General features: G+C 72.4%; 18 protein-coding genes. 17 read left to right on the plus strand and 1 reads right to left on the minus strand.

The window, feature by feature from the left end:
- Both H0488_RS03905 and H0488_RS03910 read left to right on the plus strand, forming a co-directional pair.
- Positions 1 to 1,024 (plus strand): hypothetical protein (locus H0488_RS03905; RefSeq protein WP_183097975.1); only part of this gene is annotated, 1,024 nt, incomplete at its 5' end.
- On the plus strand, positions 1,021 to 2,466 hold the full coding sequence (locus tag H0488_RS03910) for a DUF5719 family protein (protein ID WP_183097976.1): 1,446 nt from the start codon (positions 1,021 to 1,023) through the stop codon (positions 2,464 to 2,466). The genes H0488_RS03905 and H0488_RS03910, both read left to right, overlap by 4 nt.
- Before the next feature lie 104 nt (positions 2,467 to 2,570).
- On the opposite strand, the gene H0488_RS03915 is transcribed toward H0488_RS03910, so the two are convergent.
- Positions 2,571 to 3,014 carry a metallopeptidase family protein gene (locus tag H0488_RS03915; protein ID WP_183097977.1) on the minus strand — a complete coding sequence of 148 codons (444 nt, stop codon included), beginning with the start codon at positions 3,012 to 3,014 and terminating at the stop codon, positions 2,571 to 2,573.
- Positions 3,015 to 3,065: 51 nt separating this feature from the next.
- Between H0488_RS03915 and H0488_RS03920 the strand changes: the two genes are divergently transcribed.
- The 15 genes from H0488_RS03920 to ndk all read left to right on the plus strand — a co-directional run bounded on the left by H0488_RS03920 (position 3,066) and on the right by ndk (position 18,399).
- Positions 3,066 to 3,434, plus strand: coding sequence for a DUF3499 domain-containing protein (locus H0488_RS03920; protein WP_183097978.1), 369 nt, complete (start codon positions 3,066 to 3,068; stop codon positions 3,432 to 3,434).
- A 45-nt stretch (positions 3,435 to 3,479) separates the two neighbouring features.
- Positions 3,480 to 4,850, plus strand: coding sequence for a phosphomannomutase/phosphoglucomutase (locus H0488_RS03925; RefSeq protein WP_183097979.1), 1,371 nt, complete (start codon positions 3,480 to 3,482; stop codon positions 4,848 to 4,850).
- Positions 4,847 to 5,053 (plus strand): Trm112 family protein, encoded by a 207-nt coding sequence (locus H0488_RS03930; protein ID WP_183097980.1) that lies wholly within the window; start codon positions 4,847 to 4,849, stop codon positions 5,051 to 5,053. The genes H0488_RS03925 and H0488_RS03930 overlap by 4 nt, the downstream gene beginning before the upstream one ends.
- Before the next feature lie 37 nt (positions 5,054 to 5,090).
- Positions 5,091 to 6,116 carry an SIS domain-containing protein gene (locus tag H0488_RS03935; protein ID WP_183097981.1) on the plus strand — a complete coding sequence of 342 codons (1,026 nt, stop codon included), beginning with the start codon at positions 5,091 to 5,093 and terminating at the stop codon, positions 6,114 to 6,116.
- A gap of 45 nt (positions 6,117 to 6,161) precedes the next feature.
- A complete protein-coding gene (locus H0488_RS03940; RefSeq protein ID WP_183097982.1) occupies positions 6,162 to 7,250 on the plus strand; it encodes an acyltransferase family protein in 1,089 nt (362 codons plus the stop codon).
- Positions 7,247 to 8,197, plus strand: a complete 951-nt coding sequence (locus H0488_RS03945) for a DUF808 domain-containing protein (RefSeq protein ID WP_183097983.1) — start codon at positions 7,247 to 7,249, stop codon at positions 8,195 to 8,197. The genes H0488_RS03940 and H0488_RS03945 overlap by 4 nt, the downstream gene beginning before the upstream one ends.
- A gap of 126 nt (positions 8,198 to 8,323) precedes the next feature.
- Positions 8,324 to 9,766, plus strand: coding sequence for an adenosylhomocysteinase (ahcY, locus tag H0488_RS03950; protein WP_183097984.1), 1,443 nt, complete (start codon positions 8,324 to 8,326; stop codon positions 9,764 to 9,766).
- 136 nt (positions 9,767 to 9,902) lie between these two features.
- Entirely contained in the window at positions 9,903 to 10,610 is a 708-nt protein-coding gene (gene mtrA / locus H0488_RS03955; RefSeq protein WP_312856204.1) for an MtrAB system response regulator MtrA, read from the plus strand.
- 8 nt (positions 10,611 to 10,618) lie between these two features.
- The gene (mtrB, locus tag H0488_RS03960) at positions 10,619 to 12,313 is read left to right on the plus strand and encodes an MtrAB system histidine kinase MtrB (protein WP_312856205.1); all 1,695 of its coding nucleotides are present in this window, start codon (positions 10,619 to 10,621) and stop codon (positions 12,311 to 12,313) included.
- On the plus strand, positions 12,310 to 14,040 hold the full coding sequence (locus H0488_RS03965; RefSeq protein WP_183097985.1) for an LpqB family beta-propeller domain-containing protein: 1,731 nt from the start codon (positions 12,310 to 12,312) through the stop codon (positions 14,038 to 14,040). Before mtrB ends, H0488_RS03965 begins: the two co-directional genes overlap by 4 nt.
- Positions 14,041 to 14,102: 62 nt before the next feature.
- A complete protein-coding gene (locus tag H0488_RS03970; RefSeq protein WP_183097986.1) occupies positions 14,103 to 14,834 on the plus strand; it encodes a ComF family protein in 732 nt (243 codons plus the stop codon).
- A 574-nt stretch (positions 14,835 to 15,408) separates the two neighbouring features.
- Positions 15,409 to 16,041 carry a ribosome hibernation-promoting factor, HPF/YfiA family gene (gene hpf, locus H0488_RS03975; RefSeq protein WP_183097987.1) on the plus strand — a complete coding sequence of 211 codons (633 nt, stop codon included), beginning with the start codon at positions 15,409 to 15,411 and terminating at the stop codon, positions 16,039 to 16,041.
- Between the two features lie 69 nt (positions 16,042 to 16,110).
- Positions 16,111 to 16,752 carry a response regulator gene (locus H0488_RS24925; protein WP_183097988.1) on the plus strand — a complete coding sequence of 214 codons (642 nt, stop codon included), beginning with the start codon at positions 16,111 to 16,113 and terminating at the stop codon, positions 16,750 to 16,752.
- Positions 16,753 to 16,788: 36 nt separating this feature from the next.
- The gene (locus H0488_RS03985) at positions 16,789 to 17,982 is read left to right on the plus strand and encodes a winged helix-turn-helix domain-containing protein (RefSeq protein ID WP_312856206.1); all 1,194 of its coding nucleotides are present in this window, start codon (positions 16,789 to 16,791) and stop codon (positions 17,980 to 17,982) included.
- Positions 17,983 to 17,991: 9 nt separating this feature from the next.
- Positions 17,992 to 18,399, plus strand: a complete 408-nt coding sequence (gene ndk / locus H0488_RS03990) for a nucleoside-diphosphate kinase (RefSeq protein ID WP_183097989.1) — start codon at positions 17,992 to 17,994, stop codon at positions 18,397 to 18,399.
- The last annotated feature ends 198 nt before the right edge of the window (positions 18,400 to 18,597 follow it).

Consider the following 18,597-nt stretch of genomic DNA (forward strand, 5'->3'; position numbering starts at 1 on the left):
GCTGCTCGCTCCCTGGTGGCTGCCCGCCGTGACCGAGGGCGCCGGCGGCGCCCTGTTCCTCGACGTCGGCCGCTGGCCGACCCCGGCCACCGACGGCCTCGACGTCCTGGTCGGCCGGTTCGGGGACCTCGGCGCGCCTTGGTGGCTCGGCCTCGCGCTGCCCGTGCTCGCCGTGGCCGCGCTCATCCCGCGGTCCACCCGGATCGGCGTGGTGCTGTGCTGGATCGTGGCCGCGGTGGCCGCCGTCGTCGCGGTGCCGCTCGGCCTGACCACGATCGACCTCGCGGGCGCCGCGACCCAGCAGGCCGGTCTCGGCCCGGTCCTGCTCGTCCTCCACGGCGCCTGGGTGACCGCTGCCGTGCTCGGCGGCCTGGCGATCATGGAGCGCTCGGGCTCCCCGCGCAGGCTCCAGCGGGTCGCCCAAGGGGGCGCCGCCGGACTCGCGCTGGCGGCGGCTGTGGTGCCGGTCGCCGGGCTGGTGTGGTTCGCGGTGTGGGGTGGCGACGAGCTCCGGTCCGAGCCGGCCAGCGGGATTCCGGTCTACATGTCGCAGGAGGCGCAGCAGGCGCCGGAGCACGGCATTCTCGTCATCCGCGGCACCGTCGCGCGCGGCCTGACCTACGAGGTGGAGCGGGGCGAGGGACTGACCCTCGGCGAGGACGAGATCGCGGCCCTCACCGCCGAGGACCCCGCCGCGACCGCGCTGGTCGAGGACCTGACCACGGCGCCGTCGCCGGAGGCCGTCGACGCCCTCACCGAGCGGGGGATCCGTTACGTCGTGCAGCCCGCGCCGTCCGACGGTGCGGTCGCGACCCGCCTCGACGCGACCGCCGGCCTGGTGCGCGCGAGTGCCGAGGACCGCGCGACCCGCGCCTGGCTGGTGATCCGCGAGCCGGGAGCCGACGCGGTCGAGGGACCGCGGTCGTGGCTGCGGGTCGTGCTCCTGGCGGTCCAGGCGATCGCGATCCCCGTGGTGGCCGTGCTCGCACTCCCGACGTTGCGCAGGGCGAGGAGCGAGGAATGAGCGACCAGCAAGCCACCGGCCGACGGGCCGACCGGGCCGGGGCGACCGCGCCCGGCCGGCGCGGGATCGTGCGGCGCCGCAAGGTCGACGTCCTCGTCGTGCTCGGGATGGTGCTGCCGACCGTGGTCGTCACCGCGCTCGCGTTGACCGACGGCGACGACGCGCAGCCCTGGGCCGACGCGCCGCCGTCGGCCGCACGGCTCACCGACGCCTCCGTGGCGTGCGCCGCGGCGGCCAGCAGTACGGCGGGCGACGTGGTGGTCTCGCGGGTCCCGGGCATGAAGGGCGGGCCGGTCGACGTACGGATCGCCGACGGCAGCGCCGTGCGGCTCGGCGACCCGGACCAGGTCGACGTCCGGTCGGGTGAGCTCGCGTCGGTCCGCACCGAGGGCGACGTCGTCGTCACCGGCGAGGACACCGCCGCGCCCGGCCTGGTGGCCGGTCGGACGGGTGAGGCGCGCGCGGCGGCCGAGTGTCGTTCGCCGGCCTTCGACGAGTGGTACGTCGGGATCGGCGCGGCGGCGAGGCAGTCGTCGACGATCGAGCTGGTCAACCCCGACGCGGGCCCGGCGATCGTCGAGATCGCCCTCTACGGCCACCCCGGCCTGATCGAGGAGAAGGAGCTGCACGGCATCCGGGTCCCCGGTCGCCAGGTGATGCGGCTCGACCTGTCGCAGGTCACCCCGCGGCGGGGCACCCTCGCCGCCCACGTGAGCGTGGTGCGCGGTCGCGTGATCACGACCGTGCGGCACACCTACGACCCGCTCGGCCGGGGCACCCCGCGGATCGACTTCCTGCCGGCCCAGGCCGAGCCGGCCGCCGAGAACCTCCTGCTCGGGGTGCCCGAGGACGGCGACGGGACGGTGCACCTGTTCAACCCGGGTGAGGACGAGGTCCGGGCGACCGTGCGGGTGGTCTCCGACAAGGCGACCTTCACCCCCGCCGGCCTCGACGACGTGGTGGTCCCCGGCGGCACCGTGCGCCAGGTGCCGCTGAGCGACGTGCTGACCAGGGCGGCCGGCGACGGCGCCCTCGGGCTCCAGGTGGTGTCGGCCGAGCCGCTGGTCGCCTCGGTGCGCCTGCTCGGCGACGACCTCGGCCTGGTCGCCCCCGCGACGGCGATCGACCAGGACCGTCCGACCACCTCGGTCGTGCCGGCGGGTCCGAAGGCGCTGGTGCTGGCCGGTGCGGACGGCGCGGGCGTGGTGCGGGTGACCGCGATCGACGCCCGCGGCCGGGTGCTGCTCGACGAGAAGCGGGTCGAGGTCGGGGCCGATCGCGGCCACCGCGTCCCGCTGCCCGACGCGGCGGTGCTGGTGACGGTCGAGGCGACCAACACGCCGATCGCCGGCACGGTGATGCTCACCGGCGACCGGATCGGCGTGCTGCGGCTGCGCGCCGCCGAGGTCGACGCCGAGGTCCCCGTCGTCCGGCCCTACTAGCCGACCCGGCTCGAACTCCGCCCGCAATCGTGCCGACCCGGCTCCAAGTTCGCGACGGCTCGGCGGGTTGGGGGACTGAGTTCGCGGACGGCTCGACGGGTTGGTCAGTCCTCCGGGTAGCGGGGGTCGACCTCGGAGGGGGAGAGGCCCAGCAGCTCGGCGACCTGCTCGACGACGACGGTGAGGACGATCGCCTCGAGGTCGGCGCGATCCGTGGCCCGGTGCTCGAGGGGTCGGCGGAAGAGGACCAGCCGGGTGGGCGTGGCGCCGGATCCGCGCACCAGGGAGGAGAGCGGCACCGTCCCCGACTCCCAGTCGTCGGGCAGCTGAGGGGTGTCCTCGACGGCGTACTCGACCAGGCCGAGCCGGTCCGACCACCGTTCGTCGACGGCGGTCACGATGTCGAGCACCAGCCGGTCGAACGCCTCGCGCCGGGTCCAGGGCCGGGGCGGCCGCCCTGCCGAGACGTGGCCCAGGGCGGCGGGGCCGCGGAGGCCGCGACCGCGGCGGTCGCGCCCCGAGCGTCGTACCGGTCCGGTGTCCTCCACGAGCCGCGAGCCTATCCGGCGTGCCGCCTCGCAGGGGGTACCGTCTGCCGCGTGAGTCTCGCCCGGCGCTGTTCGCGCACCGCCTGCGCCCGCCCGGCGGTCGCAACGCTCACCTATGTCTACGCGGACAAGACCGCGGTGCTCGGACCGCTGGCCACCTTCGCCGAGCCGCACGCCTACGACCTCTGCTCCTTCCACAGCGAACGGCTCTCGGCGCCCCGCGGGTGGGAGGTGCTGCGGCTCGCCCTCGACCAGACCCTCCCGGGCCCGACCGAGGACGACCTGCTCGCGCTGGCCGACGCGGTTCGCGAGGCCGGGCGTCCGGTCTCGCCGGCCCAGAACCCCGCCCAGAGCCCGGCCCGCGAGACCGGTCGCGAGGTGGCGCGCCGCGGCCACCTGCGGATGCTCACCAACGATTGAGGGCGACCCCCGTCGCGCCGGGAGGCGTGCACTAGGGTCGCGCTTATGTCGACGACCTCGCCCGACAACGTCAACGCGGTCTTCAAGGCCTACGACGTCCGCGGGACCGTCCCCGACCAGCTCGACGAGGACTTCGCCCGGGCGACCGGACAGGCGTACGTCGAGGTGCTCGGCGTGACGTCGATGGTGATCGGCTACGACATGCGCCCCAGCTCGCCCGGCCTCGCCGGCGCGTTCGCCGACGGCGCCACCAGCGCCGGCGCCGACGTCACGATGATCGGTCTCGCATCCACCGACCAGCTCTACTTCGCCTCGGGGCACCTCGGCCTTCCGGGCGCGATGTTCACGGCGAGCCACAACCCGGCGCAGTACAACGGGATCAAGATGTGCCGCGCCCACGCGCAGCCGGTCGGGCTCGACACCGGCCTCGCCGACATCCGCGACCTGGTCGCGAAGGGCTCGCCGCCGGCGACGGCGCGCACCGGCTCGATCTCCAGCCACGACGTGCTCCACGCGTACGCCGCGCACCTCCTCTCCCTGGCGCCGGTCGCCGGCCGCAAGCTGAAGGTCGTCGTCGACGCGGGCAACGGCATGGCCGGTCACACCGCACCGGCGGTCTTCGACCGGCTGGCCGAGCAGGTCGAGCTGGTCCCGATGTACTTCGAGCTCGACGGCACCTTCCCCAACCACGAGGCGAACCCGATCGACGAGGCCAACCTGGTCGACCTGCAGCAGCGGGTGCTGGCCGAGCGGGCCGACATCGGCCTGGCCTTCGACGGTGACGCCGACCGGTGCTTCCTGGTCGACGAGCGCGGCCGGGCCGTGCCGCCGTCCACGCTGACCGCGCTGATCGCGGCGCGCGAGCTGGCCAAGGAGCCGGGCGCGACCATCATCTACAACCTGATCACCAGCCGCGCCGTCCCCGAGATCGTCGCCGAGCTCGGCGGCAAGCCGATCCGCACCCGGGTCGGCCACTCGTTCATCAAGGCGACCATGGCCGAGACCGACGCGATCTTCGGCGGCGAGCACAGCGGCCACTTCTACTTCCGCGACTTCTGGCGCGCCGACTCCGGGATGCTGGCCGCGCTGCACACACTGGCGTCGCTGGCCGAGACCGACAAGCCGCTGTCGGTGCTGCTCGAGGAGTACGAGCGCTACCCGATGAGCGGCGAGATCAACTCCGAGGTCGCCGACCAGCAGGCCGTGCTCGCCGAGCTGGAGGCGACGTACGCCGGGCGCGACGACGTCGAGGTCGACCACCTCGACGGTCTCAGCGTGACCGCCGATGACTGGGCGTTCAACGTGCGCGCCTCCAACACCGAGCCGCTGCTCAGGCTCAATGCCGAAGGGAAGGACTCCACGACCATGGCTGGGATCCGCGACGAGGTGCTCTCGATCATCAGGAGCGGGCGATGACCGCCGGCGACGGCAGCGCCGGACTGGCGCCCGAGCTGCTCGCGATCATCGTCTGCCCGGCCTGCCACGGCGAGCTCGCGTTCGTCGAGGCCGGAGAGTCCGCAGCGCAGCCCGAGCTGGTGTGCCAGGGGTGCGGCCTCGCCTACCCCGTGCGCGACGGCATCCCGGTGCTCCTCGTGGACGAGGCCCGCTCCACCCGCTGACGACGAGCCAGACCGAGCTGACAAGAGGGCGTTTCCGATGACCTGGTTCGACGAGTCCCGCCTCGACGACGAGATCGCGCTCGGCAGCGCCGACCTGCGGCTGCGGACGCTCGCCGAGTCGGGTGCGCGGGTGCGCCGCGAGGCGGGGGCTGCGTCGGCCGCGATCGCGGAGGCCGTGGCCCGGGCGTCGGACGCCCGGCCTCGGGCGGTCATCGCCGCCGGCCCCGACTCGCGGCTGCTCCGGGCGGTGCTCGAGCCGTGGTGCCCGGTGCCGTTCGTGGCCTGGCCGTCGGCAGGTCTCCCCGGCTGGACCGGGAGTCTCGACCTGGTGGTGGTGCTCGCCCCCGACGGCTCCGACTCCGGCACCGCGTCCGCCGTCGCCGAGGCCGCTCGCCGCGGCTGCCAGGTGGTGGTGGCGTGCCCCGAGGAGTCGAGCGTCGCCCAGCACGCCGCCGGCCGGTGGACCACGATCCTGCCGACCAGCACAGGTGACCAGCTCGCGACCGCGGTCGTGATGCTGTCGTTCCTGCACCAGGTCGACGTCGGCCCGCCGTCCGACCCGGACGCCGTCGCCGAGGCGCTCGACGACGTGGCCATCGCCTGCTCGCCGCAGCGCGACATCTCGATCAACCCCGCCAAGATGCTGGCGATCGCGCTCGCGGACGCCTCACCCGTGGTGTGGGGCGGATCGGTGCTCGCGGCGCGGGCCGCTCGTCGGGTGGCCGAGTCGATCCGGCGTACCTCGGGGCGGACCGCGGTCGCCGGTGACGCGGAGCACCTGCTGCCCGTGATCGAGGCCGCCCGGCCGCGCAACGTCTTCGCCGACCCGTACGCCGAGGACAGCGGCCAGCGCCGCCCGGTGCTGATCGTGCTGGATGACGGTGCCGAGGACCCCGCGATCCGCGAGCAGCGTGGTCGCCTCGAAGATGCAGCCGACGCCCGCGGGGTGCGGGTCGAGACGGTGACGACCGAGGCCGACGGCGAGGTGGCGAGGTACGCCTCGCTGCTGCTCAACGGGACCTACACGGCGGAGTACCTCCGCCTCGGCCTCGTCGAGGATTGACAGACAAATTGGCTGGGTCTGCGCGGAACGGGTACCAAGGAGGCGATGTCCTCACAACGGATCGCTCGGGACCCGTGGCTCGACAACGCCAAGATGGCGCTCGTGACGCTGGTCGTCATCGGCCACGCCTGGGCGCTGCTGCCGGCTGACGGGCTGGTCGGCCACGTCTACGACTTCCTGTACGCGTGGCACATGCCGGCCTTCGTGTTCGTGACCGGCTACCTGTCCCGCACCTTCGAGTACACGCGGGAGCGGCTGTGGAACCTGCTGCGCACGGTTGCGGTCCCCTACGTCATCTTCGAGTGCCTGATGGCCTTCTTCCGCCTCCACTTCGGCGGCGAGCGGCTCCAGGACCTGTTCACCGACCCGCACTGGCCGCTGTGGTTCCTGACCGCCCTCATCTGCTGGCGGCTGTCGACCCCGCTCTTCCGCGCGCTGCCGGTCGGTGTCGCGGCGGTGGCCGCGGTCCTGCTCTGCGTGGCCTCGGGCATGGTCGACGGCGACACGGCCGACATCCTCGACCTGACCCGGATGCTCGGCCTGATCCCCTTCTTCGTGCTCGGCGTGCACACCACCCCTGACCGGCTGGAGCTGCTGCGCCGGCCCGGTGCCCGCTGGGCGGCGGCCGGCACCCTCGTCGGGATCTGGTTCCTCGCCGCGCGCACCGACGAGCTGGCCGGCACCCACTGGCTCTACTACGCGACGCCGTACGCCGACCTCGGTGCCTCGGACGTCCGGGGTGCCGTCACCCGCCTCGCCCTGCTCGTGGTCGGCGTCGCCGGCACCTTCGCCTTCCTCGCCCTGGTCCCGCGGGTGGGCGGTTGGTTCGCCCGGATGGGCGCGGCCACCCTGATCGTCTACCTGTTCCACGGCTTCGTCGTCCGCGGCATGGAGTACGCCGGCTACACCGACTGGGCGGTCGCCCACCCCGTCCTCGCCCCGCCGGTCACGCTGATCGGGGCCGCGCTCCTCGCCCTCGCCCTGGCCGCCCCGCCGATCTCCCGCCGGCTCGCCCCGCTGGTCGACCCGCTCGGCCACGCCGAGCAGGAGGTGAAGCAGGCGGTGGAGCTGAACGCGGTGGCGCAAGACCCCGGTAACCTTCCGCCCATGCGGACACAGATGGTCGTGCGGTGAGCGCGGGTCTCTTCGGGCTTCTCGACGACGTTGCAGCGATCGCGAAGCTGGCTGCGGCCTCCGTCGACGACGTCGGCGCGGCGGCCGGGCGGGCGACCACGAAGGCAGCAGGGGTCGTCGTCGACGACACGGCGGTGACACCCCAGTACGTCCACGGTCTCGCCGCCGACCGCGAGCTGCCGATCGTCAAGCGGATCGCGTTCGGCTCGATCCGCAACAAGCTGGTCTTCATCATCCCGGTCGCACTGCTGCTCAGCCAGTTCCTCCCCGACGCCCTCCCGATCATCCTGATGATCGGTGGCACCTACCTCGCGTTCGAGGGAGCCGAGAAGGTGTGGGAGCGGTTCTCGCACCACGACGACCACGTCGGCGACCTCCCGTCGCCCAGCGTCGAGGTGGGGCCGGAAGCGGAGAAGAAGATGATCGCGGGCGCGGTCCGCACCGACCTGATCCTGTCGGCCGAGATCATGGTGATCGCGCTCGACGAGGTGATCGACGAGGGGTTCTGGGCCCGGCTCGCGATCCTCGTCGTGGTGGCGTTCGTCATCACGATCGCCGTCTACGGCGTGGTCGCGCTCATCGTGAAGATGGACGACGCCGGTCTGCTGCTCACCCAGCGACAGTCGTCGTTCGCCCAGCGCTTCGGTCACGGGCTGGTCTCCGCGATGCCCAGGCTGCTCGCGGTGATCTCGCTCGTCGGCACCGTCGCCATGCTCTGGGTCGGCGGCCACATCCTGCTGGTCAACGTGCACGAGGTCGGCTGGTGGGACGCGCCGTACGAGCTCGTCCACGACCTCGAGCACAAGGTCGAGGAGGCCACCGGCGCCCTCGGCAGTGCGCTCGCCTGGACCACGAACACGGCGATCTCGGCCGTGATCGGTCTGGTCGTCGGCGCGGTGGTGGTCGTGGTCATGCACCTGCTGCCGCGGCGCGGCGCCGGCCACTAGTTCCACCGGGATTCCTCGGGGGTCCCACCCCGCTTGTAAGGTGGGCGCAGTCCTGTGCGGGAGATCCCGACGTAGCGCAGATGCGCCGCAGAGACAGCCTCCGGAAGTCATCGAGGAAGAACTTTCATGGACTACCAGATTGCTGACCTGAGCCTTGCCGAGTACGGCCGCAAGGAGCTCACTCTCGCCGAGAACGAGATGCCCGGCCTGATGGCGATGCGGGAGCGCTACGGCGACTCCAAGCCGCTCGCCGGCGCGCGCATCGCGGGCTCCCTGCACATGACCATCCAGACCGGTGTGCTCATCGAGACCCTGGTCGCGCTCGGCGCCGAGGTGCGCTGGGCCTCCTGCAACATCTTCTCCACCCAGGACCACGCGGCCGCCGCGGTCGTCGTCGGGCCCAACGGCACCGTCGACAGCCCGTCCGGCACCCCCGTCTTCGCCTGGAAGGGCGAGACCCTGGCGGAGTACTGGGACCTCGCCGAGCAGGTCTTCGACTTCGACGGCCAGGGCCCGAACATGCTCCTCGACGACGGCGGCGACATCACGATGCTCGTCCACAAGGGCGTCGAGTTCGAGAAGGCCGGCGCCGTGCCCGGTCAGGACTCCACCGACAACGAGGAGTACAAGGAGGTGCTGCGCGTCCTGGCCCGCTCGCTCGAGAACAACCCGACGCGCTGGACCAACATCGCCAACGAGATCAAGGGCGTCTCCGAGGAGACCACCACCGGCGTGCTCCGGCTCTACGACCGCTTCAAGGAGGGCTCGCTCCTCTTCCCGGCGATCAACGTCAACGACTCGGTCACCAAGTCGAAGTTCGACAACAAGTACGGCTGCCGCCACTCGCTGATCGACGGCATCAACCGCGGCACCGACGTGCTGATCGGCGGCAAGGTCGCGGTCGTCTGCGGCTACGGCGACGTGGGCAAGGGCTCGGCGGAGTCGCTCCGCGGCCAGGGCGCGCGCGTCATCGTCACCGAGATCGACCCGATCTGCGCGCTGCAGGCGGCGATGGACGGCTACGAGGTCAAGCGCCTCGAGTCGGTCGTCGAGTACGCCGACATCTTCATCACCACGACGGGCAACTTCGACATCATCAAGGTCGAGCACTTCGAGAAGATGAAGCACCAGGCGATCGTCGGCAACATCGGTCACTTCGACAACGAGATCGACATGGCCGGCCTGGCGAAGATCCCGGGCATCGTCAAGGACGAGATCAAGCCACAGGTCCACCAGTGGATCTTCCCCGCGCCGGATGGTGGGCAGGGCAAGAAGATCATCGTGCTCTCCGAGGGCCGCCTGCTGAACCTCGGCAACGCGACCGGCCACCCGTCGTTCGTGATGTCGAACTCCTTCACCAACCAGGTCCTCGCCCAGATCGAGCTCTACTCGAAGGCGAACGACTACGAGGTGGGCGTCCACATCCTGCCGAAGCACCTCGACGAGGAGGTGGCGCGCCTCCACCTCGACGCCCTCGGCGTCGAGCTCACCGAGCTCACCCAGGAGCAGGCCGACTACCTCGGCGTGCCCGTGGAGGGCCCCTACAAGGCCGAGCACTACCGCTACTGAGCTGAACTGCGCTGCCGCGCACGCAGTTGACGTAGGTGCCACTCAAGGCTGCTTGGCGGCTTGCGAGTGGTCGTGCAGCCCCGCACCCTTCCCCGGGTGCGGGGCTTCGTGGTTGGTCACGCCTACCATTGCTGTTGTGAATACAGTTGCCGGTGCGTCGTCGTACGCGACGAAGGGGCGCGTGCTCGTCGTCGACGACGATGCGCCGCTCGCCGAGATGCTCGGCATCGTGCTCCGGCAGGAGGGTTTCGACAGCCAGGTCTGCGGGCGGGGAGACGCGGCGCTGAGCGCGTTCCGCGACTACCGCCCCGACGTGGTGCTGCTCGACGTGATGCTGCCCGGCCGCGACGGCATCGACGTCTGCCGCCAGATCCGGGCCGAGTCCGGCGTACCCATCGTGATGCTGACGGCCCGCGGAGACACGGTCGACGTCGTGGTCGGCCTCGAGTCGGGTGCCGACGACTACGTCGTGAAGCCGTTCAAGCCCAAGGAGCTGATCGCGCGGATCCGGGCGCGGGTACGCCGTACCGACTCGGTGGCGTCCGAGACGCTCACGCTCAAGGACCTCACCATCGACGTCGCCGGGCACAGCGTCACCCGCGACGGCACCGAGATCTCGCTGACGCCGCTCGAGTTCGACCTGCTGCTGTGCCTGGCCCGCCGGCCCTGGCAGGTCTTCACCCGTCAGGTCCTGCTCGAGGAGGTGTGGGGCTACCACCACGCCGCCGACACCCGGCTGGTCAACGTGCACGTGCAGCGACTGCGGTCCAAGGTCGAGCACGACCCGGAGCACCCCGAGATCGTCCTGACCGTCCGCGGCGTGGGCTACAAGGCCGGAAGCTAGTGGTCTAGGTGGTCATCCGGGTCGGTCGGATCGCACTGCCCACCGGCCTCCGGCGGGCCCTCACCTTCTGGCGCCGGTCGATCCAGGCACGGGTGGTCGTGAGCACCCTGCTGCTCTCGGCGATCGTCATCAGCGCCGTCGGCTGGTTCCTGCTCCAGCAGACCCGCGACGGTCTGCTCCGGCACCGGGTCGACGTGGTCGTCGGGGAGGTCGAGGCCGAGGTGGCTGCCACCCGCGACCGGCTCTCGACAGCCTCGGGCACCGAGGTCAACGCCAGCCAGCAGCGCGCCGACCTGATCGACCCGATCATCGAGGCCGGCGACAGCCGCGGCTACGGCGTCGTCCTCGGCGGACCCGAGGGCAACGACACCGGGCTGGCCGACGGCGGCGCCCACCGGACCAGCGGCCTGGAGCTCTCGAGCGTGCCGGCACGCCTCGAGCGCCACTTCGACGGCGTCAACCGCTCCACGGCGTGGACCTACACCGAGATCGTGCGCACCCTCCCGGACGGGACGACCGAGACGAAGCCGGGGATCGTCGTCGGCTCGCAGGTCCAGCTCCCCGCCGACGGCCAGCACTACACGATCTACTTCCTCTTCCCCCTCACCGAGGAGGAGGAGACCCTCAGCCTGGTCACCCGGGCGCTGCTCACCGCCGCCGGCCTCCTGCTCGTGCTGGTCGCCGGGATCACCTGGCTGGTCACCCGGCAGGTCGTCACCCCGGTGCGGATGGCGCGCCGGGTCGCCGAGCGGCTCGCCTCCGGGCACCTCCAGGAGCGGCTGCGGGTCACGGGGGAGGACGACCTGGCTCGGCTCGCGACGTCGTTCAACCAGATGGCGTCGAACCTGCAGCGGCAGATCCGTCAGCTCGAGGAGCTGAGCTGGGTGCAGCGCCGGTTCGTGTCGGACGTGTCGCACGAGCTCCGCACGCCGCTGACCACGGTCCGGATGGCCGGCGACGTGCTCCACGACGCGCGGCGCGACTTCGACCCGGCCACCGCACGGGCGGCCGAGCTGCTCCAGGCCGAGCTGGACCGGTTCGAGACGCTGCTCGTCGACCTGCTCGAGATCAGCCGGTTCGACGCGGGCGCCGCAGCGCTCGACATCGAGGACATCAACCTGCTCGACGTCGCCCACCGGGTCGTCGACGCGGCCCGCCCCCTCGCCGACCAGCGCGGTGTGCTGGTGGTCGTCGAGCAGCCGGACCAGCCCGTACGCGCCCAGGTCGACCCGCGACGCGTCGAGCGGATCCTGCGCAACCTGGTCACCAACGCGATCGACCACGCCTACCCCGACGACCTGGACCGGCCGATCGTGGTCCGGATGGCGGCCGACGACCAGGCGGCAGCCGTGACGGTCCGCGACCGCGGCGTCGGCCTGGCGCCGGGGGAGTCCGCGATGGTCTTCAACCGGTTCTGGCGCTCCGACCCCGCCCGCGCCCGCAGCAGCGGCGGCACCGGCCTCGGCCTCGCGATCTCGCTCGAGGACGCCCACCTGCACGGCGGTTGGCTGCAGGCGTGGGGCCGGCCCGGGGAGGGCGCGCAGTTCCGGCTCACCCTGCCCCGTCGCGCGGGCACCCCGCTGCGCCGCAGCCCGCTGCCGCTGGCGCCGCTCGACGAGGAGGACCCGGAGCTGACCGTCCCGGACGACGAGGCGCCGCTGCCCGACTCCGGCCGCGAGCCGAGCCGGGGGGTGTCGTCATGACCCGGACAGCGCGCGGGGTGCTGGCGGTCGCGCTCGTCACCGTGCTCAGCGGTTGCATCGACCTCCCGGACGAGGGCCCGGTGGTCGACGCGAACGTCACCGGCGAGCACGACTCCGAGCAGGCGTCGTCGATCGACGCGCGCCCACCGCAGCCCGGCGACTCCCGGCTGGAGGTGGTCAACGGCTTCCTCGAGGCGATGATGGCCTGGCCGATCTCGACCAGCGTCGCCAAGCAGTTCCTCACCGACGACGCGGCCGAGGAGTGGGACCCCGACAGCACGGTGATCTACACCGACCTCGGGACGCCCCGCGAGGACGGCAGCACGGTCAGCTTCCGGATGCGCGACGCCGCCGCCCTCGACGAGTCGGGCGGGTGGCGCGACACGCTCCCCCCGGAGCAGAGCGTGCTCGAGTTCCGGCTGACCGTCGAGGACGGCGAGTTCCGGATCCTCGACCCGATCGACGCGCTCGTCGTGCGGTCGTCGTGGTTCCAGCAGCGCTACCGCCAGGCGTCCCTCTACTACTTCGACCCCACGGCGCAGGTGCTGGTGCCCGAGCCGGTCTTCGTGCCCGTCGGCGAGACGTTCGCGACCGACCTGGTCACGGCGCTGCTCACCGGCCCGCCCGACCGGCTGCGCGAGGTCGTCCGGACCTTCGTGCCCGAACGGCTCAGCGTCGTCCTCGGGGTGCCGGTCGTCGACGGCGTCGCCACGCTCGACCTGCACGGTGACGCGCCGAGGACCTCGGCCGCCCAGTCCGGTCTGATGCTGGCGCAGCTCGCGGCGACGCTCCGACAGGAGCCGTCCATCACCGCGCTCCGGGTGACGATCGGCGGCGAGGAGGTCGACCTGCCCGGCGCCGCGACGCTGTACGACGTGCGCTCGGCCGACGCGTTCGACCCGGCCGACACCGGGTCGGCCGGTGTCCTCTACGGCCTGCGCCGCGGCCGGCTGGTCGTCGGCGGCTTCGGCGAGCTCCAGTCCGTCGGCGGTCCGTTCGGCCGCGATCCCAACCAGCTTGCCTCGGTGGCCGTGGCTCCGGGGGGCAACCGGGTCGCCGCGGTCACCCTGGACCGTCGCCAGGTGCTGGTCGGTGCCCTGCGGGCGCCCGAGGACGGCTCCGGCATCGCCGTGCTGGTCCCGGACGGCACCGACCTCAGCCGGCCGTCCTGGGACGCCTCGGGCCGGCTGTGGCTCCTGGACCGCACCAGCCAGGGCGCACGGCTGCTCGTGTCCGACGGCGACGAGCGGGTGCGTGAGGTCGACGTCCCGGGGATCTCCGGCACCGAGGCCCGTCGGATCCTGGTGTCTCGCGACGGGACCCGACTGGTCGCGCTGGTCTCCGGGCCGAAGGGCGACCAGCTGGTCGCCGCCCGGATCGTGATCGACGGCCTCGGCCGGGTCGACCGGGTCATCGGGGCGACGGTCATCTGGTCGGTGACCGGCGCGGCCGCGATCGACATCGCCTGGACCGGCGCAGCCGAGATCGCGGTCCTCACGCCTGCCCGGCCGGGCGAGCTGTTCGAGGTCGAGACGGTCGCGGCCGACGGCGCCACCGTCGGCGTCGACACCCTGTCGACGATGGTGTCCGGCCGGATCCTGGGGCTGGCCGGCGAGCCCTACGCCCAGACGCCGATCTACGCCGTCGCCCGCGACTCGCTGGTCGACATCCGCACGGGCGAGCGGCTGGCCGCCGTCCGCGTGCGCGACCTCGACTACGCCGGCTGAGCCCCTCCACAGGCCGCGCCGCCGGCCTTGTCGCCGGGCCGGTGCCGTGGTCGCATCGGCGGATGCCGCTCCTGACCGCGCTGCTCGACGCCGGCGCCGACCTGCTGCTCGGCGCGGCCTGCGTCGGCTGCGCCGAGCCCGGCCGGGTGCTCTGTCCGACGTGCCGGCGCGACCTCCCCCCGACCGCGACGGTCGCGTGGCCGACCCCGACCCCAGCCGGCCTTGCGCCGCCGTACGTCACCGGTGCGTACGACGCGACCCTGCGCGCGATGGTCCTCGGACACAAGGAGCGCCGGCTGCTCGGGCTGACCCGCCCGCTCGGCGACCTGCTCGCAGCCTCCGTTCGCGCGGCCGGCCTGGCCGCAGATGTCGAGCCGGCCGGACCGCTCCTCCTCGTCCCCGTGCCGTCCCGACCCGCCGCCGTCCGCGCCCGCGGGCACGACCCGACCCTCGCCATGACCCGCCGGGCCGCCGCCGTGCTGCGGACCCCCGGCCGGTCGGTCACGGTCGCCCGGCTGCTCCGCACCCGCCCGGGCGTCGCCGACCAGGCGGGCCTCGACGCCGACCAGCGGCAGGCCAACCTCGCCGGCTCCCTGGCCTGCCCGGCCCGCGCCGTACGACGGCACGCCGGCCGCCGCGCCCACGTCGTCGTCTGCGACGACGTGATCACCACCGGGGCCACCGCCCGGGAGGCCCAGCGGGCCCTGGAAGCCTCCGGAATCCCCGTGCTCGCCCTCGCCGCGGTCGCCGCCACCGTTCGACGGCGCCCGTCGCAGGACCAAGGTCCGGAATAGTGGGCTAACCCTTTCAAGGCTTGGGATGACGCACTAACGTCTCTATATGGAGTCCGCCTGGGTCCGTGGTTGCGTCGTCGGGACGCCGCGGGTCACCCCGGGCGCCCCACGACAAGCCGATGCCAGTCGCAGGCGAAACGGCCCACGTAAGTCGACGCTCGCGCCGACGATCACGGTGCGGCTTAGGCGTAAGACCTGCCCCGCGCCGGCCACCAGATGTGGCCGACCGTGGGAGAGGGCCGCAGTGGCACCAAGCCGCGAAGCCCCAGCAGGCGGGTGTGGGGACGAAGACCAGGTCGGCCAGGCGGACTCCTTTGGATGGCGCGAGCGTGTCGCGAACGGTGCTCGCCGCACGGGCGCTCGCTTCGCTCGGCCCGCGGGCTGCGCACCGTGCGGGCTTCGCCCGCTGCGCGACACGCTGCCGCGCGCGCAGTCGAGGTCTGCTCTCCTTGCGGTTGTCTGGCGCCAAGACGCAGGCGGCAGGGCCCCCGGCCCCACTAGTTTCCCCCGTCGTGCCCTGACAGGCGCGCACAGCTGAATACAAAGACCCATCGCCAACTATTGGAGGTACCTGATGGACGTCGTGGTCACCGGACGGCACTGCGAGATCTCGGATCGCTTTCGCGGGCACGCAGCCGAGAAGCTGACGAAGCTGGAGAAGCACGATCATCGGATCATCCGGGTACACGTCGAGGTCGACTGCGAACCCAATCCGCGTCAGCACGACCAAGCCGTCCACGTCGAGCTCACGGCGTTCTCCAAGGGGCCGGTCATCCGGGCCGAGGCCTCGGCCGACGACAAGATGGCGGCGCTCGACCTCGCCCTCGACAAGATGGCCGCGCAGATGCGGCGCGCGGCCGACCGCCGTCGGGTGCACCGGGGGCGCAGGTCGCCCGTCTCGGTGGGTCAGGCGCTCGCCGGGGTCCCGGTCGAGGGGGTGGGCGCGCCGGAGAGCACGGTCGAGTCGATCGACACGGTCGAGGAGCGGCAGGTCGGTCCGATCACGGTGACCGGTGACGGCCCGCTCGTGGTGCGGGAGAAGACCCACCCGGCGAGCCCGATGACCCTCGACCAGGCGCTCTACGAGATGGAGCTGGTGGGGCATGACTTCTACCTGTACGTCGACAAGGAGAGCGAGCGGCCGGCGGTCGTCTACCGCCGCAAGGGGTACGACTACGGCGTGATCTCGCTCGACCTGGGCGCCTAGGCCGCGCCTGCCGGCAGGAGCGCATGTCATGATGCTCGGGTGGTGACGACTGGGAACGAGCCCGTACGCGTGCTCGTAGTTGATGACCATGAGCTGTTCCGTCGCGGCCTGACCATGCTGCTCGGCGTCGAGCCGGGCATCGAGGTCGTCGGTGAGGCCAGCGACGGAGCCGAGGGCACCGACCTGGCGCTGACCACCGCGCCCGACGTGGTGCTGCTCGACGTACGGATGCCGAAGCAGTCCGGCATCGAGGCCTGTGTGGCGATCAAGGCGGCCGCCCCGTCGACGAAGATCGTCATGCTGACGGTCTCCGACGAGGAGGCGGACCTCTACGAGGCCGTCAAGAACGGCGCCTCGGGCTACCTGCTCAAGGACTCCTCGATCGAGGAGGTCGCCCAGGGCATCCGGGTCGTGGCCGAGGGCCAGTCGCTGATCAGCCCGTCGATGGCGGCCAAGCTGATCGACGAGTTCAAGACAATGTCGCGGCCCGACCGCTCCACCGGCCCGGCGCTCAAGCTCACCGAGCGCGAGCTCGACGTGCTCCGCCTGGTCGCGAAGGGCCTCAGCAACCGCGACGTCGCCCACCGGCTCGCCATCAGCGAGAACACCGTCAAGAACCACGTGCGCAACATGCTGGAGAAGCTGCAGCTGCACTCGCGGATGGAGGCCGTCATGTACGCCGTCCGCGAGAAGCTCGTCGAGCTGGAATGAGACCGGCTGTCGGCGCCGGCTCCTAGGGTGACCGTCGTGCAGACGCTCTCCCTCGCGCAGGCCCGCCGGATCGCGCTCGCCGCGCAGGGGTTCGCCGACAAGCGGCACGAGACGCCGACGATGCGCACCTTCCAGCGCACCCTCGCGCGCACGGGGGTGCTGCAGGTCGACTCGGTCAACGTGCTGCAGCGGGCACACTTCATGCCGCTCTACTCCCGGATGGGTCCCTACGACGTCGACCTGCTGCGGCGTGCTGCTGAGAGCAGGCCGCGGCGGGTGGTGGAGTACTGGGCCCACGTGCAGGCGTTCATGCCCGTCGACCTCTGGCCGGTGATGCGGTTCCGGATGGACCACTACGCCGCGCGCGAGTTCAAGTGGTGGCAGGGCATCGACGCGACGCTCAAGGAGCGGGTGCTCAAGGAAGTGGCGGCGCGGGGCCCGGTGACGGCCCGGGAGCTCGAGGGCGTCGACGGCGCCCCGCGGGAGAAGACGCACTGGGGGTGGAACTGGTCGGAGGCGCGCAAGGCGCTCGACATCCTCTACATGACCGGCGAGGTGGCGATCGCCGGCCGCACCAGCCAGTTCGAGGTGCGCTACGACCTTCCCGAGCGGGTGCTCCCGCCCGAGGTCGTCGCGACCCCTCCGCTGAGCGAGGCCGACGCGGTGCTCGAGCTGGTACGCCGGGCCGCGCGGTCCCACGGCGTCGCCAGCGCCAACTGCCTGGCCGACTACTACCGGATCAAGGTCGCCGAAGCCCGCGCCGCGGCCGAGGAGCTGGTGGCCGCCGGCGAGCTGGAGCGGGTGAGCGTCGAGGGGTGGCGGCGCCCGGCGTACCTCCACCGCGACGCGCGGTTGCCGCGCCGGATCGACGCCCGGGCGTTGCTGAGCCCGTTCGACCCGGTGGTCTGGGAGCGCGACCGCAGCCACGCGCTCTTCGACTTCTACTACCGCATCGAGATCTACACGCCCCCCGAGAAGCGGGTGCACGGCTACTACGTGCTGCCGTTCCTCCTCGGTGACCGGATCGTCGCGCGGGTCGACCTGAAGGCCGACCGGGCGGCGCGGTTGCTGCTGGTGCAGGGGACGTACGCCGAGGCGGGTGCGCCGCCGGCGACCGCCGCGGCGCTGGCCGCCGAGCTGCGGCAGCTCGCGGACTGGCTCGGGCTGGACGACGTGGTGGTCGCGCCGCGAGGTGATCTCGCCGCCGAGCTCGCCGGAGCAGTTGGGTAGGGTCGCCGCGTGACTCAACGCACTCTCGTCCTGATCAAGCCTGACGCGGTCCGCCGCGGCCTCGTGGGTGAGGTGCTCTCGCGGTTCGAGGCCAAGGGACTCACCGTCGTGGCGCTGGAGCAGCGCCTGATCGATGCATCCCAGGCCGACGCGCACTACCACGAGCACGTCGAGAAGGACTTCTACCCGCCGCTGCGCGACTTCGTCACGAGCGGTCCGCTGGTCGCGCTCGTGCTCGAGGGCGACGAGGCGATCGAGGTGGTGCGCGCGATCAACGGGGCGACCGACGGGCGCAAGGCTGCCCCGGGCACGATCCGGGGCGACCTCTCGCTGTCCAACCGCGAGAACCTCGTGCACGGGTCGGACTCGCCCGAGTCGGCCGCCCGCGAGATCGCCCTCTGGTTCCCCGCCCTGTAGATCTCACGAGTCACATCTGCACCACGCGCCTCGGCGTGCCTCCGTGGTGACGGGCTGACCCTTACCTACCCTCACAAGCGGGGGATCCCGGATCGTGCGCTCGGGACCCGCCCCGGAGAGCCTCCCCGAGGGTCTCCGGCTTCCCCGGTCGCGCACGGCTGGGCCCGGTCGGTCGACGGTCGGTCCCGAGGGACGTCT

Origin of the sequence: Nocardioides pelophilus, from assembly GCF_014180685.1 — a bacterium.
Lineage (GTDB): Bacteria > Actinomycetota > Actinomycetes > Propionibacteriales > Nocardioidaceae > Nocardioides > Nocardioides pelophilus.